The sequence below is a fragment of the Cellulosimicrobium sp. AB352 genome, assembly GCF_049538415.1.
GTDB lineage: Bacteria > Actinomycetota > Actinomycetes > Actinomycetales > Cellulomonadaceae > Cellulosimicrobium > Cellulosimicrobium funkei.
This window is the reverse complement of record NZ_JBMVFX010000007.1, coordinates 93630-107656: the sequence shown is the minus strand read 5'-3', so window position 1 is coordinate 107656 and position 14027 is coordinate 93630. Positions and strand designations below refer to the sequence as shown.

Here is a 14027-nt window from a genome sequence, read left to right as displayed (position 1 = left end):
AGTTGCCGCTCGCGGCTCAGTGACCCATGGCGTCTCGATGCCGTTGCCATGCACCGTCGGCCGACCTCGGGTGCCCGTGGACGGTCCGGCCTGTGGATTCCTCTCGTGAGAACACAGCGGCACCGGGTTAGCCCGTACGTGGACGGGCCGGACAACGCGACGTCTCTCGCTCACGCGCCGTGATCGGCTGTTTCACGTGGAACATCGGAAGGTCGTGGCACCGTCCGATGCCGCTGGGCTGGACGCCGCGCACCTACCCGCACCGCGTCGTCCGACTCCGCAGGTGAAGCGCCAGGGCGCGCGACGCATCGGCGGGGCTGGAGGTCGCAGCCCGGCACCGGGGGAGGGGAGGGATCCCGTGATGTGCCGCCAGGATCACCAGGGGTGGAGCTGGGTGCAGGGGAGGTCAGAAGTGCCACGGTCGGGGAGACCGCCGCGTGAGGCTCGCTCTTCCCCTCGCGTCCATCCTGGCCCCGCTGCAGTCGTGGACGGTCAGCGGCATCACGCACCGGTACGCGCGAACCCCCGCCCAGCCGAGAACTTCGCCTCCGTGGCTCTGCTGCAGCGTGCGTGTCGCCGTGGGTGGGAGAGGTCTCGGCCTTCGGAGAATGAGACAGCACAGGTGCGTCCACGCGAACAAGACGTCTTCTCGCTCCGCGAGCGCGACGCCGTGCGCCGCCCAGTCCATGGGCGCGGGTCCGGGAACGCCGGCCGGGCGGACGCGCGGGGGACGCGCGGGGGACGCGCGGGGGACGCGGGGCCAACCGCTCGGAGAGTGAGCCCGCTCGAAGTCGGCCGGCGCCATCAGGGGTGTTTCACGTGAAACGACGCGCCTGACGGCGATCCTGAGCCGACCTCTGTCGGAAGGGCGCGAAGTTCCACCGTACGAGGTCATGACGGGAGCGTGGGTCGGCCCGGGAACGAGCATCAGCGGCAGGGTCGGGATGGGGTCGCATCAGTCGGTGCTATCCCGTCGGGCCAACGCATCCGCGAACTCCGCCGCGGCAGTCCGTGGCATCACCGTGGCTCTCGCTCACCAGCGCCGGCGGAGCGGGCCGAAAACGAACGGCGCCGCCGTTTCACGTGAAACAGCGGCGCCGGTCAGCCAGGCGGAAAGGAATCAGTGCCGCACGTGCGCGTTGACGAGAGAGCGGTAGAGGTGCCCGAGATCGAGTCCGGCAGCGCGTGCCGCCTGGGGGAGGAGGGACGTCTCGGTCATCCCTGGCGCGACATTGACCTCGAGGAACTGCACGACCCCGTCAGCATCGAGGATGACGTCCGTCCGGGAGAGGTCGCGGAGACCGAGCGCGGAGTGGGCCCGGACGGCGACCTCGCGGACGACGCCGAGGATGTCGTCGTCGAGTCGCGCCGGTGCGAAGTACTCGGTGCGGCCCGGGTTGTAGCGCGCGTCGAAGTCGTACGGGCCCGTCGTGACGATCTCGACCGGCGGCAGGGCCTCCGGACCGCGGCCCAGGTCGACGACGCTCACGGCCAGCTCGACACCGCGGACGGCCTGCTCGATGAGAGCGACCTCGCCGTACGCGAAGCAGTCGACCATGGCGCGAGGAAGCTGGTCGGCTCGCTCGACGAGCGTGACGCCGAGCGCGGACCCGCCGTGCGTCGGCTTCACGACGAGCGGCAGCCCGAGGCGTGCGACGACCGCGTCGAGCACGGGCTGGGCGCCGAGCTCGCGGAACAGGCTCTGGGGGAGGGTGACGTACTCCGGGGTGCACAAGCCGGCCCCGAGGACGACGTTCTTCGCCACGGGCTTGCTCCAGGCCGCACGGCTCTCGCGCGGACCGGTGCCGACGTAGGGCACGCCGACGAGCTCGAGGACGTCGCGGATGGAACCGTCCTCTCCGCTGGCACCGTGGAGGAGCGGCCAGACGACGTCGGGTCGTGCGGACTCGAGGAAGGGGAGGAGGTCGGCGTCGACGTCGTGCACGGTCACCTCGAGACCGGCCGCGCGGAGGCTCTCCGCGACCCGGCGCCCCGAGCGGAGCGAGACGTCGCGCTCGTGCGAGAGACCGCCCGCGAGGATGGCGACGTGCCCGCCAGGGGGGACGTCGTCGTCGGGCCGGAGAAGGTGAAGGTGCTGGTCAGGACGCTGCGCGTCCGTCGAGGTCGTGCTGTCGGCTACGCCGCTCGTCGTGGGGCTGCCCGTGGTCGTGTCCACTGGTGACGGACTCCTGTTCGGTGCCGCGGCCGCCCGGTGGGGCGGCCGCGGCGTCGTGTGGTGAGGGCTTCAGGCCAGGTTCGGCGAGGGGTTCTCGACGTCCGTGACGTCGGGGTCGAGCTCGGCGTTGGTGCCGAAGATCTCGACGAGCTCCTGCTCGGCGTTCACGACGCCCGCGAGGCGACGGACGCCCTCGCGGATCCGCTCCGGGGTCGGGAAGCAGTAGGAGAGGCGCACGTGGCTCGCGCCCGTGCCGTCGGCGTAGAACGCGGTCCCGGGGACGTAGGCGACGCGCGCGGTGACCGCGCGGGGGAGCATGGATCGCGCGTCGAGCCCGTCGGGGAGCTGGACCCAGGTGTAGAAGCCGCCGTCGGGCACCGTCCAGCGCGCCGAGGGGAGGTGCTCGGCGAGGGCGCCGATCATGGCGTCGCGACGCTCGCGGTAGAGCTCGCGGAACTGCTTGATCTGGCCCTTCCAGTCGCATGTGTCGAGGTAGGCGGCGATGGCGAGCTGCGACGCGTTCGACGGACACAGGATCGCGGACTCGCTGGCGAGCACGAGCTTCTCGCGGACGGCGTGCGGCGCGACGACCCAGCCGACACGGTAGCCCGGGGCGAAAGTCTTCGAGAACGAGCCGAGGTAGAGGACGCCGTCCTCGTCGAGGGATCGCAGCGCGGGGAGCGTCTGGCCGTCGAAGCCGAGCAGCCCGTAGGGGTTGTCCTCGATGACGAGGACGCCGTACCGCTGCGCGATCTCGAGGATGCGCGGTCGGCGCTCGGCGGTGAGGGTCACGCCGGCGGGGTTGTGGAAGTTCGGGACGGTGTAGAGCAGCTTGACGCGACGCCCGTCGGCCGCGAGGCGCGCGAGCGTCTCCTCCAGCGCCTCCGGGACGAGCCCGTGCTCGTCGAGGGGCACGTGCACGACGTCGGCCTGGTACGACCGGAACACGCCCAGCGCCCCGACGTAGCTCGGCGCCTCCGCGACGACCACGTCGCCCGGGTCGACGAAGATCCGCGTGACGAGGTCGAGCGCCTGCTGCGAGCCGGTCGTCACGACGACGTCGTCGGGGTGGCACTCGATGCCCTCGAGCCGTACGACGTCGAGGATCCGCTCGCGCAGGGTCTCGTCGCCCTGACCGGAGCCGTACTGGAGCGCCGTGGCACCGCGCGTCGCGACGAGGCGCTGCATGGTGTCGGCGATCTGGTCGAGGGGGAGGCCTTCGAGGTACGGCATGCCGCCGGCGAGCGACACGACCTCCGGCCGGTTCGCGACCGAGAACAGCGCTCGGATCTCCGACGCTCGCATCCCGTGCGCTCGCTCTGCGTAGGCACCGAACCACGGGTCGAGGCGGGTGCCGCTGGGAGCGGGCTGCTGCGAGGGAGTCGTCGGTCCAGTCACGATCCCCAGTGTGGCACGGAGGATCGGGGGATCGCGTGAAGACGCCGGAGGGCGGACCACCGTGCTGGTGGCCCGCCCTCCGGCGTGCGTGGTGCGAGGTCGCTCGCGGACCGTGCGGTCGCGGGAGGCGACGGCTCAGACGGTCGTGGCGAGGACGGCGTCGATCTCCTCCGTGAGCGCGCGCTTGGGGCGCGCACCGATGATCGACTTCTGCAGCTCGCCGCCGACGTAGACGTTGAGCGTCGGGATCGACACGATGCCGTAGGCGGCGGTCGTCTCGGGGTTCGCGTCGGTGTCGAGCTTGGCGATCTTGATCTTGCCGTCGTACTCCTCGGCGAGCTCCTCGAGGATCGGCGCGACCTGGCGGCACGGGCCGCACCAGGTCGCCCAGAAGTCGACGAGGACGGGGACGTCGGACTCGAGGACCTCCGCGCGGAAGGTGGCGTCGGTGACGGGGACGGTCGACATGGTGAACCTCCTGGGGACGTCGGTGGCTACGGTGCGGGGTCAGGCCTGGAGCTCGGCGAGCGCCTCGGGCAGCTCGTCGGGGTTCGGCGTCTGCGGGGTGCCGGCGAGGTCCGCGAGGCCCGCCGCGTCCGCGAGCTCGGTGAGGTAGCGCTGCGCGTCGAGGGCGGCGGAGCACCCCGAGCCGGCGGCGGTGATGGCCTGGCGGTAGGTGTGGTCGACGGCGTCGCCGCACGCGAACACGCCCTCGAGGTTGGTCGCGGTGGTGCGCCCGACGACCTGGATGTAGCCCTCGTCGTCCAGGTCGATCTGACCCTTGACGAGCTCGGTGCGGGGCTCGTGGCCGATCGCGACGAACAGTCCCGTCGCGGGGAGCTCGCGCTCCTCGCCGGTCACGGTGTCGCGCAGCGTCACGCCCTCGACCTTCTTGTCGCCCTCGATCCCGGCGACCTCGCTGTTCCAGGCGAACTCGATCTTCGGGTCGTTGAGCGCGCGGTCGGCCATGATCTTCGACGCGCGCAGCTCGTCACGACGGTGCACCAGCGTCACCTTCTCGGCGAAGCGGGTGAGGAACGTGGCCTCCTCCATCGCCGAGTCGCCCCCGCCGACGACCGCGATGTGCTGGTCGCGGAAGAAGAAGCCGTCGCACGTCGCGCACCAGGACACGCCGCGGCCGGACAGGCGCTTCTCGTCGTCCAGGCCGAGCTCGCGGTAGGCGGACCCGGTCGCGAGGATGACGGCGCGGGCGCGGTAGGTGTCACCGTTGCCCGTCACGACGGTCTTGACCGGCCCCTCGAGGTCGAGCAGCGTGGCGTCGTCCCACTCGATGCGCGCGCCGAACCGCTCGGCCTGCTTCTGCATGTGGTCCATGAGCTCTGGGCCCATGATCCCGTCGGGGAACCCGGGGAAGTTCTCGACCTCGGTCGTGTTCATCAGCGCACCGCCGGCGGTGACCGACCCCGCGAGCACCAGCGGGGACAGGCCCGCGCGCGCCGCGTAGATCGCCGCGGTGTACCCGGCGGGACCGGACCCGACGATGATCAGGTTCTGGACGGCTGACTGCTCGGTCACGTGCTGCTCCTCGGATGCTCGGTGCGTGGCGGCCGACCACGCGAGAGTGTGAACGCCGCCGGGGCGGCTTCTGTTCCACGGTACGGGGGTTGGCGGGTCGGCGGGTGCTCGGCTCACCGTGGGTGCGGACCGACCGGCACCCGGCGCGCCGCGGCGATGGTCCCGGCACCAGCCCGCGGCCGTGCCCGCCGACAGGGTGCCGTGTGCGGGCGCTCCACGGCCTCGTGGCGCCAGAGCGACGGGCGGCCGGCGAGGACGCACGTGTCCGCGACGAGCACCGCACCGCGGGCACGAGCACAGCGGCAGGCGACGCCGCGGACCGTGGGGGACCCGGCGTCGGGCCCCCCACGACGTCAGGAGACGAGGATCTCGTTGATCTCCGCGCGGTACTCGCCGGCCGGGTTCTGCGGCAGCTCGGTGAACCACAGGACGATGGACTCGGCCTCGACCGGCTGCTCGAAGGTGAACGTCGCACCGGGGGAGAGCGGCCCGGAGGCGAGCACCGTGCCCTCGGTGGGGGTGTCCGGGCTCGTCGCGCGGATCTCGACGTTGCCGCCGTTCGTCGCGGTGTCGATGACGATCGACGAGACGGGCGCCTTCTGCTCGAGGGTGACGGCGAAACCGATCCCCGAGCGCAGCCCGGCGAAGTCCGCCGCGTTGTAGCGCCGCGAGATCCACGTCGTGTCCGGCTGCTGGTCGTAGGCCAGCGACGCCAGCTCAGGGTGCTCGCCGTCGTTGCTGCCGGCGGCGTCGCCCTCGGGGTCGAGCGCGATGCCGGACGCGATCATCGGGCGGACCTCGGGCGCGGGCGGTGCCTCTTCACCTGCGGAGGCGTCGCCCTCTCCGCCCTCGGCCGGTGCCTCCGACCCGCCCGCAGTGGGCTCGTTGGTCTGCACGGCGGGGCCGAAGCCGTCGAACGCCGTGTTGACGGCCCAGACGACACCGCCGACGACGAGGGCCAGCACGAGCACGAGGACGATCGGGGTCGCGTTGAACCGGCGCGGCCCGCGCCGCGACGGGACGGGCTCGCTCCAGGCCTGCGCGGCGTCGGGACCGGCGGGCGGGGGCGGCGGGGACGCCGGGTCGTACGGCAGGGGGACGGTGCCCGCGTCGTAGCCGACGGGCGGCGGCGGGACCGAGTACGCCTCGGCGGTGGGCGGCGGCACGGCGGCGGTGGCCCCGGTCGCCGCCCCCGCGGCGTACGCCGCTCCCGCGCCCGCACCGGCCGACCCCGGCACCGCACCGACGCGGTGGATGCGTCCGGTCGTCGGACGGCGGACGGGCGGCGCGGGCGGCGGCGTCCCGGGCGGCGCGCTCGCTGCGCCGTCGAACGCCGTCCGCACGGACTGGCGGCTCACACCGGCGGCGGGCTGCACGAACGCGGGCAGCGCCGCGACGACGGAGACCTCGCCCCAGGGCTCGACCGCACCCACGACGTCGGCGGGGGAGCGCGGACCCTCTCCCAGGGGTGTCGCGGTCCACTCCGCGGCGGTGCCGTGGGTGCCGGCGAAGGTCTCGGCGCACAGCTCGTCGAGCTCGGCGGGGACGTCGGGACGGACGTCCGAGAGGGCGAGCACGCTGTCGCCCGCGCGCTGCGCGGGCAGCGGGTGGATGGAGTCCGCGGCGATCCAGGGGACGTCGAGGGACGGCCCGGCCCAGCGGGCCGTCATCGCGTAGTAGAGGAGCGCGACGAGCCCGACGGCGTCCGCGCGCGAGGTCTGCTCGGCGTCGTGCTGGTCGTGACCGGCCACGCCCGCGTCGAGCCCGAGGCCCGTGACGAGCACGCGGCTGCCGTCGACCCGCACCGCGTCCGGGCGCAGCGCGAGATGGTGGACACCGCGGCGCCGGGCGACCTCGAGCGCCGCGGCAGCCTCGCCGACGATGGCGCGCGCCTGCTGCGGGTCCACGATCCCGCCGGCGACGACCTCGCTCAGCGTGATGCCCGTGTAGCGCTCGGTCACGACGTACGCCACGCCGTCCTCGGACCCGACGTCGAGCACCCGCGTGAGGCGCGGGTCGACGACGAGCGCCGCGCGTCGTGCGGAGTCGAGCGCCTCGGCGACGTGTGCGCCGGTGACGACCGAGAGCCGCACCGGTCGGTCGAGGATCTGGTCGTGGGCCGACCATGCCGTGACGTCCGACAGGTCGGACGCGAGCTGCTCGTCGAGCCGGTAGCGCGCGACGAGCAACGTTCCTGGGGCCACGCCGTTCACCGGACCTCCTCCGTGTGGGACTCGTGGTCGAGACCCCATGGTACGCGGGCCCGGATTGCCCCCGTATCACCGGATACCCGCACGTCAGACGTGTCGCGTCACCGGCGGACGAGGCGTCTGACGCGGCCCACGAGCGGTCCCGCGAGCTGGTCGAGCTCCCGCACGCGCATGAGCTTGAGGCCGCCCGCGTAGACGAGGCCCATCACGGTGCCGCCGACCGCCACGACGACGACCGACTGCCACCACGAGAGCCCGTAGATCCCGTCGGCGGGGTCGCCCGAGAGCACGACGAAGGCCCGCAGCACGCCCCACCCGGCGACGGCGCTCACGAGCGCGGCGAGCCCGGCCTTGACGTGCAGGCGGAGGATCCGCGCGCCGTCGAGCCCGTGGAGGGTGCGGCGCAGGCCGACGGTGCGGAGCCCGACCGCCACGAGGTTGGACAGGCTCATCGCGAGGCCGATGCCCACGACCCACAGCTGGGGAGGGAGGACCTGCGTGCCGAGCCACGACACGCCGACGAGCACGAGCGTGCCCGGCACCTGGATCCAGAAGACCGTGCGCCCGTCCTCGAACGCGTAGTAGACCCACTTCATGAGGACCATGCCGCCGAGCGGCACGAGCCCCAGCGCCATCGCGCGCAGCACCATGGACACGGCCTCGCCCGAGGCGGCGTCCACCGAGGGCACGAGCAGCTTGGTGACGGGCAGGGCGAGGACGACGAGGACCGCCGTCGCGAACACCGTGAACACGCCGACGGTGCGCACGCCGCGCGAGAGGTCGTGCCGCACGCGCGCGAGGTCGCCCGCGTGGGCGGCCGCGCTCATGCCCGTGAACAGCGCCGTCGCGATGGAGACGGTCACGAGGGAGTGCGGCAGGAGGTAGATCATCAGCGCCTGCGTGTAGGCCGCGTTGCCCGCGACGGCCAGCGCGTCCGAGAAGGCGCCGGGGGCGCCCGTCACGAGCCCGGTGACGGCGCCCAGGGTCCCGGGGTCGTCGCGGTAGGCCCCGAAGGTCTGCGCGAGCGCCGCACGGGGCGCCTCGCTCGCGAAGCGCGTCGTGAACAGGACGCCGACCTGCTCCAGGAGGACGGCGGCGAAGGTCCACAGTGCCACCTGGCCCGCGGACCGCAGGCCGATGCCGTGGAGGCCGAACCGCAGGTGCCAGCGGAAGCCCGCGCGCCACAGCGGCACGACGAGGATGAGCGCCTGGGCGGCGACGCCGAGCGTCGCGGTGCCTGCGAGGAGCGCGATCTTGGTCCCGTCCCACTGCGTGAGGTCGTCGACGTTCCCGGTCGCCGCGGGGCCGTACAGCGCGATGAACGCCGCGAACCCGGCGATCGACACGACGTTGTTGAGCACGGGCGCCCACATGAACGGGCCGAACTGCCCCCGCGCGTTGAGGACCTGCCCGAGCAGCGTGTACAGGCCGTAGAAGAAGAGCTGGGGCGTGCACCAGAACGCGAACGCGACGGCGAGCGACGTCTGCGGCGCCGTCCAGCCCGGCCCCGTGTACAGCGCGACGAGGATGCTCGAACCGGCCGTGAGCAGCGCGGAAAGCGCCAGCAGGATCACGCCCGAGAGCGTGAGCAGCTTGTCGAGCCGCTCCTGCGTGTTGCGCGCGCGGTAGGCGCGCACGATCTGCGGGACGAGGACGGCGTTGAGCACACCGCCCGCGAGGATCGCGAAGAGGACGTTGGGGATCTTGTTCGCGACGTCGAACGCGTCCGCCACGAGGCCCGTCGTGCCGATCGCGGCGACCAGCAGCACGTTGCGCACGAGGCCCAGGCCGCGCGAGACGAAGGTGCCGGACGCCATGAGCGCCGACGACCGGCCGAGACTCCCCGTGCGGGGCGCCGGGGCCTCGGTGGCGCCCGCCTCCGCGGTCTCGTCGGGGGTGCCCGACGCCGCGGGGTCGCCCGGGAGCGCGCCTTCGATCCTGGGGACGGCGTCGCGCGTCGTCCCCGGGCGAGAACCTCGCCCGGCACCCGCGGGACGGACGTGCCGCGGCTGTCCGGGGCTCACTCGACGCGCTCCTCGTCACGCCGGGGCGGTCCGTCGGGCCCGCCCGGCGTCGCGGCCGGCGCGTCCTGCGGTGACGGCTGGTCGAGCGTGGCGCCGGCCAGACGACGGGGCGAGCGGCCACGACGCACGGTGCGCCAGATCCCGGCGAACAGCGCGATGACGAGCAGGACGGCGACGACGACCGTGCCGACGGACTCCCAGTCGGCCCGCACCCGGACCACGAACTGCTGCGGCTCCGCGACCCGGACCTGGGGCTGCGCGGCGCTGACGAGCTCGACCTCGACCGTGACGTTGCCGCTCCCGAAGCCCTCGACCGGCACCCCGACGCTCGCCTCGGTCGGGACGAGGTCGCCGTCCGCGTCGCGCGTCGCCGCCGGGATCGTCACCGTCGTGCGCTCCGGGGCCCGCAGCCGGGGGTCGTCGGGCCGGAGGACGACCTGGACCGTCGCGTCCTGCGTGAGGGTGCTGCGCACCCGGACCGGCAGGTCCTCCTGCTCGGCGACGAAGAAGAACGACGAGCGCGTCTCCACCGAGAGCCCGCCCCGCACCGCGGCGGACCGCTGCTCGGCCTGCTGGACGGCGAGCGTGCGCGACGGCGGTGCCGCGCGGTAGGCGACGGCCGTCGGCGTGACGAACGCCGGCTCGAGCGGGCGCGTGAGCGCCGTCGGGTCCGCCGCGACCGTCGCGAACGCGGCGAGCTCCGCGCGCGACCGGTCGAGGGACCGGAGCTCGGCGGCACCGATCTCGCCGTCGGCGGGGGCGTCCTCGGGCAGCGACGCGCGGTCGACGGCGGGCGGCTCGACCGCGAGGAGCTGGTCCACGGGAGCGAGGTCGACCCAGCCGGAGTCGCGCAGCGCGTCGAGCCGCGCCGTGAACAGGCCGGGCTCGGGCTCCCACGACCGGGGCAGGGCCGCGAGGACGTGCCGCTGGTCGGCGGGGCGCTCGCGCGCGATCACGGCCGTCTCGGCGAGCAGGCGCTGCGTGGCGGAGACGCCGGAGCCGTCGCCGGCGGAGAGCAGCGCGGTGAGCACCGGGTCGGCGACGAGCGCCGTGACCGGTCCCGCGGACGTCGTCACCGTCGCGACGCCCGAGGGCGTGTACGTGAGCGACTCGTCCGGCGCGAGGCCGCCCGGGCCGACGACCGTCGCGGTCGCCCCCGACGCGACGGCGAGCGTCGTGGTCGCGAGGTCGGGGACGGCCTCGGCCGGCCAGGCGAGGTCGGTGCGCCACCCGTTCGTCGGGTCCGGGGGAGCGGGGGTCCCCGTGTCCGCGGCGTCGTCGGTGCCGTCGCCGTCGGTCGTGCCGTCGGTCGTGCCGTCGGCCGCCGTGCCCGACACCGGGTCGGACGAGGTGCCCGACGACGGCAGCGGCGTCCCCTCGGGCAGCGCGAGGCCCGCGTGCGCGAACGCCGCGACGTCCGGGTCGTAGGCGCGCAGCGCGAACGTGGAGCGCCCGGCGGTCGCCCCGCTCACGGCGTCCGCCCAGGCGTTCACCGCCGGGTCGGCGGCGACGGCTGCGGCCGCGAGCAGCGCCGGGTCGGCGACCCAGCCCACGTCGGACGTCCCGCCCGACGCGGCGAGCAGGCGACCGAGCCGTCCCTCGCTCGCGACCGCGGCCGAGAGCGCGTCGTCGTACGCGACCGGGTCGGGGTCGACCGGGGGGCCCGTCACCGCCGCGACCACGCTGAGCCGCACGGGAGACACGTCGTCCGCCGGGGCCCGGAGCGCGAACGTGCGCTGCACGGCGAGGCGCGTACCGCCGTCGGACACGGCGACCGCCAGGCCGCGCGGGCCCGGGTCGTTGCCCGTGCCGAGGCCGAGCTCGGCGGCCGACGCGGAGAGCGTCACGTCGGCGCTCTCCCCGGGGGCTAGCGGCCGCCCGACGTCCTCGGTGGCGACGGTGGCGCCGACACGCCCGTCGAGACCGGTCGTCGTCCAGCTCTCGAGCGCGGACCGCGTGCGCAGCGCGCGGCGGTCGACGCCGAGGGTCACCGCGGGGGAGCCGAGCGTCTGCTCCGTCCCGTTCGTGACGCGCGCGGTGACGGTGAGGGTGCTGTCCTGCGCGAGGACGGTCGGTGCGAGCGACGTGAGCTCGAGCGTCACCGCGTCCTCGCCCTCCGGGACCGTGTCGGCCGCGGCGGGCGGGGCCGCCGTCGTGCCGCCGAGCAGGACGCCGGCCGCGACGACCAGCACCAGGAGCAGGGTGACGAGCAGCCGTGCGGTCGGACCGCGGAGCGAGGCCGGCGCGGCGCCGGGGGGGCGCGCACCGCTGCGGGAGGAGGGCGTCATGAGTGGTCGGTCGAGCTCCGTGGGGCGGGCGGTGCCGGGCCGCCGCGGCCGTCGTGCGGGTGGCCGTGCGGGCGGACGATCGTCCGGGTCACACTACTCTCGACCACCCCGTGGAACCGCGTGCGACGGCCCTCGAGGACGCCCTGCGCGACGACGGCGATGCGCCGCTCGTTCGGGTACGCCAGCCGGGCCGGAAGGTCCACGACCGGGATCCAGGCGACGTCCTCGGCCTCGCCGTCCGGGTCGCCCTCGACCGTGAGGTGCCCGCCCGTCGCGCGGAGCAGGAAGTGGTGGACGACCTTGTGCACGCGCCGGTCGTCGCCCGTGAACCAGTAGTCGATGACGCCGAGGGGCTCCTGCACCGCGCCGCGGATGCCCGTCTCCTCCGCGATCTCGCGGACGGCCGCCTGCTCCGGCGTCTCGTCGCCCTCGAGGTGGCCCTTCGGCAGGCACCACTCCAGGCGGCCCCCGCGGTTGCGCCGCGCGATGATCGCCGCGCACGGGTAGCCACCGGCGACGGTGATGACGAGGCCGCCCGCGGAGACCTCGTCGACGACCGGGAGCGGCGCCGGCGCGGGGCCCGGTCGCGAGCGCGGGTCGATGCGGAGGGCGTGGCCGCCCGGCGGGGCCGGGACGGGGGCGGGCTGCCCGCGGCCGTCGCCACGCCCGCCCGCCGGATCCCTCCGGGGGTCGTCGGCGTGCGCGGGGGTGGACATGGGTTCAACTTTACCGAGTGGGCACCCACCTCCCCGGGACCGGCTCCCCGGCGCGGGCGCCGCATCTGGCAGGCTTGGGTGTCGTGCCCCAGCCTTCGTCCCCCTCGCCGTCGCCCCAGCCGACACCGCCCGCGACGCCGCACGCGCTCGAGCTGCAGCGCCGCGCCCTCGCGGTGCTCACCGAGATGGCGCCCGCGGCGATCGAGCTCGGCGAGGCGTTCCGGGCCGCGGGCCACGAGCTCGCGCTCGTCGGGGGACCGGTCCGCGACGCGTTCCTCGGGCGGGCGAGCAACGACCTCGACTTCGCCACCTCCGCGTCGCCCGACGAGACCGAGGCGATCCTCGCGCGGTGGGGCGACGCGCACTGGGACATCGGCAAGGAGTTCGGCACGATCGGCGCGAAGCGCTTCGGGAGCAGCGGCCCCGGTGACGACCTCGTCGTCGAGGTGACGACGTACCGGACGGACGAGTACGACCCGACGTCACGCAAGCCCGTCGTCGCGTTCGGCGACACGCTCGAGGGCGACCTGTCGCGCCGCGACTTCACCGTCAACGCGATGGCCGTGCGGGTGCCGGACATGACGTTCGTCGACCCGTTCGACGGCCTGGGCGACCTCGCCCGCCGCGTCCTGCGCACCCCGATCGCCCCCGAGCAGTCGTTCGACGACGACCCGCTGCGCATGATGCGCGCGGCGCGGTTCGCCGCGCAGCTCGAGTTCGACGTCGACGGCGGGACGCTCGCCGCGCTGGTCCTCATGACCGAGCGCATCGAGATCGTCTCGGCCGAGCGCGTGCGCGACGAGCTGTCGAAGCTGCTGTGCGGCGCCGCGCCGCGGCGCGGGCTCGAGGTCCTCGTGGACACGGGCCTCGCCGACCACGTGCTGCCCGAGCTGCCCGCGCTCAAGCTCGAGATCGACGAGCACCACCGGCACAAGGACGTGTACGAGCACTCGCTCACGGTCCTCGACCAGGCCATCGCGCAGGAGACCGGGCCCGACGGCGCCGTCCCCTCGCCCGACCTCGTGCTCCGCCTCGCGGCGCTCCTGCACGACGTCGGCAAGCCGCCCACGCGCCGGTTCGAGGCCGGGGGCGGCGTGAGCTTCCACCACCACGAGGTCGTCGGCGCCAAGATGGTCGCCAAGCGCCTCAAGGCGCTGCGGTACGACAAGCAGGTGGTCAAGGACGTCGCCCGCCTCGTCGAGCTGCACCTGCGGTTCCACGGCTACGGCGACGGCGCGTGGACCGACTCGGCCGTGCGCCGCTACGTGACCGACGCCGGCCCGCTGCTCGAGCGCCTGCACCGCCTCACGCGCGCCGACTGCACGACCCGCAACCGGCGCAAGGCCCAGCGGCTGCGCGAGTCGTACGACGACCTGGAGCGCCGCATCGCCGACCTCCAGGCGAAGGAGGAGCTCGACGCCGTCCGCCCCGACCTCGACGGGCAGCAGATCATGGAGATCCTCGGGATCCGCCCCGGGCCCGTGGTGGGGAAGGCGTACAAGCACCTGCTGGAGCTGCGCCTCGACCGGGGCCCCGTCGACGAGGAGACGGCGCGCGCGGACCTCCTGCGGTGGTGGGCCGAGCAGCCGGAGTCGTCGGCGTCCTGAGCATGGCGTACCTCCGGGCGCGCGGGTGAGCCCTCGGCGGTGAGAAGGAGCGAAGACACCGAAGGGGTGCCG

The 14027-nt window shown here is 74.4% G+C and carries 8 protein-coding genes and 1 pseudogene; 1 reads left to right on the top strand and 8 read right to left on the bottom strand.

Features of this window, described 5'->3' with window-relative positions; translation table 11 throughout:
- Nucleotides 1–1120: 1120 nt before the first annotated feature.
- The 8 genes and pseudogenes from ACPCUX_RS07110 to ACPCUX_RS07075 all read right to left on the bottom strand — a co-directional run.
- On the bottom strand, nucleotides 1121–2041 hold the full coding sequence (locus ACPCUX_RS07110) for a D-alanine--D-alanine ligase family protein (protein ID WP_044143999.1): 921 nt from the start codon (nucleotides 2039–2041) through the stop codon (nucleotides 1121–1123).
- 204 nt (nucleotides 2042–2245) lie between these two features.
- Nucleotides 2246–3574, bottom strand: coding sequence for a PLP-dependent aminotransferase family protein (locus tag ACPCUX_RS07105; RefSeq protein WP_304441589.1), 1329 nt, complete (start codon nucleotides 3572–3574; stop codon nucleotides 2246–2248).
- Between the two features lie 135 nt (nucleotides 3575–3709).
- Nucleotides 3710–4042, bottom strand: a complete 333-nt coding sequence (gene trxA, locus ACPCUX_RS07100; protein ID WP_021479912.1) for a thioredoxin — start codon at nucleotides 4040–4042, stop codon at nucleotides 3710–3712.
- 39 nt (nucleotides 4043–4081) lie between these two features.
- Nucleotides 4082–5110, bottom strand: a complete 1029-nt coding sequence (trxB, locus tag ACPCUX_RS07095; protein WP_086150122.1) for a thioredoxin-disulfide reductase — start codon at nucleotides 5108–5110, stop codon at nucleotides 4082–4084.
- A 353-nt stretch (nucleotides 5111–5463) separates the two neighbouring features.
- Nucleotides 5464–7314, bottom strand: coding sequence for a protein kinase family protein (locus tag ACPCUX_RS07090; protein WP_423388445.1), 1851 nt, complete (start codon nucleotides 7312–7314; stop codon nucleotides 5464–5466).
- Between the two features lie 107 nt (nucleotides 7315–7421).
- Nucleotides 7422–9344, bottom strand: a complete 1923-nt coding sequence (murJ, locus tag ACPCUX_RS07085) for a murein biosynthesis integral membrane protein MurJ (protein WP_354804972.1) — start codon at nucleotides 9342–9344, stop codon at nucleotides 7422–7424.
- Entirely contained in the window at nucleotides 9341–11632 is a 2292-nt protein-coding gene (locus ACPCUX_RS07080; RefSeq protein ID WP_423388444.1) for a DUF6049 family protein, read from the bottom strand. Before ACPCUX_RS07080 ends, murJ begins: the two co-directional genes overlap by 4 nt.
- Nucleotides 11633–11760: 128 nt before the next feature.
- Nucleotides 11761–12348, bottom strand: a pseudogene (locus tag ACPCUX_RS07075) (NUDIX hydrolase); the annotation flags it as partial.
- A gap of 173 nt (nucleotides 12349–12521) precedes the next feature.
- On the opposite strand from ACPCUX_RS07075, the gene ACPCUX_RS07070 reads away from it, so the two are divergent.
- Nucleotides 12522–13955, top strand: a complete 1434-nt coding sequence (locus tag ACPCUX_RS07070; RefSeq protein WP_420867583.1) for a CCA tRNA nucleotidyltransferase — start codon at nucleotides 12522–12524, stop codon at nucleotides 13953–13955.
- The last annotated feature ends 72 nt before the right edge of the window (nucleotides 13956–14027 follow it).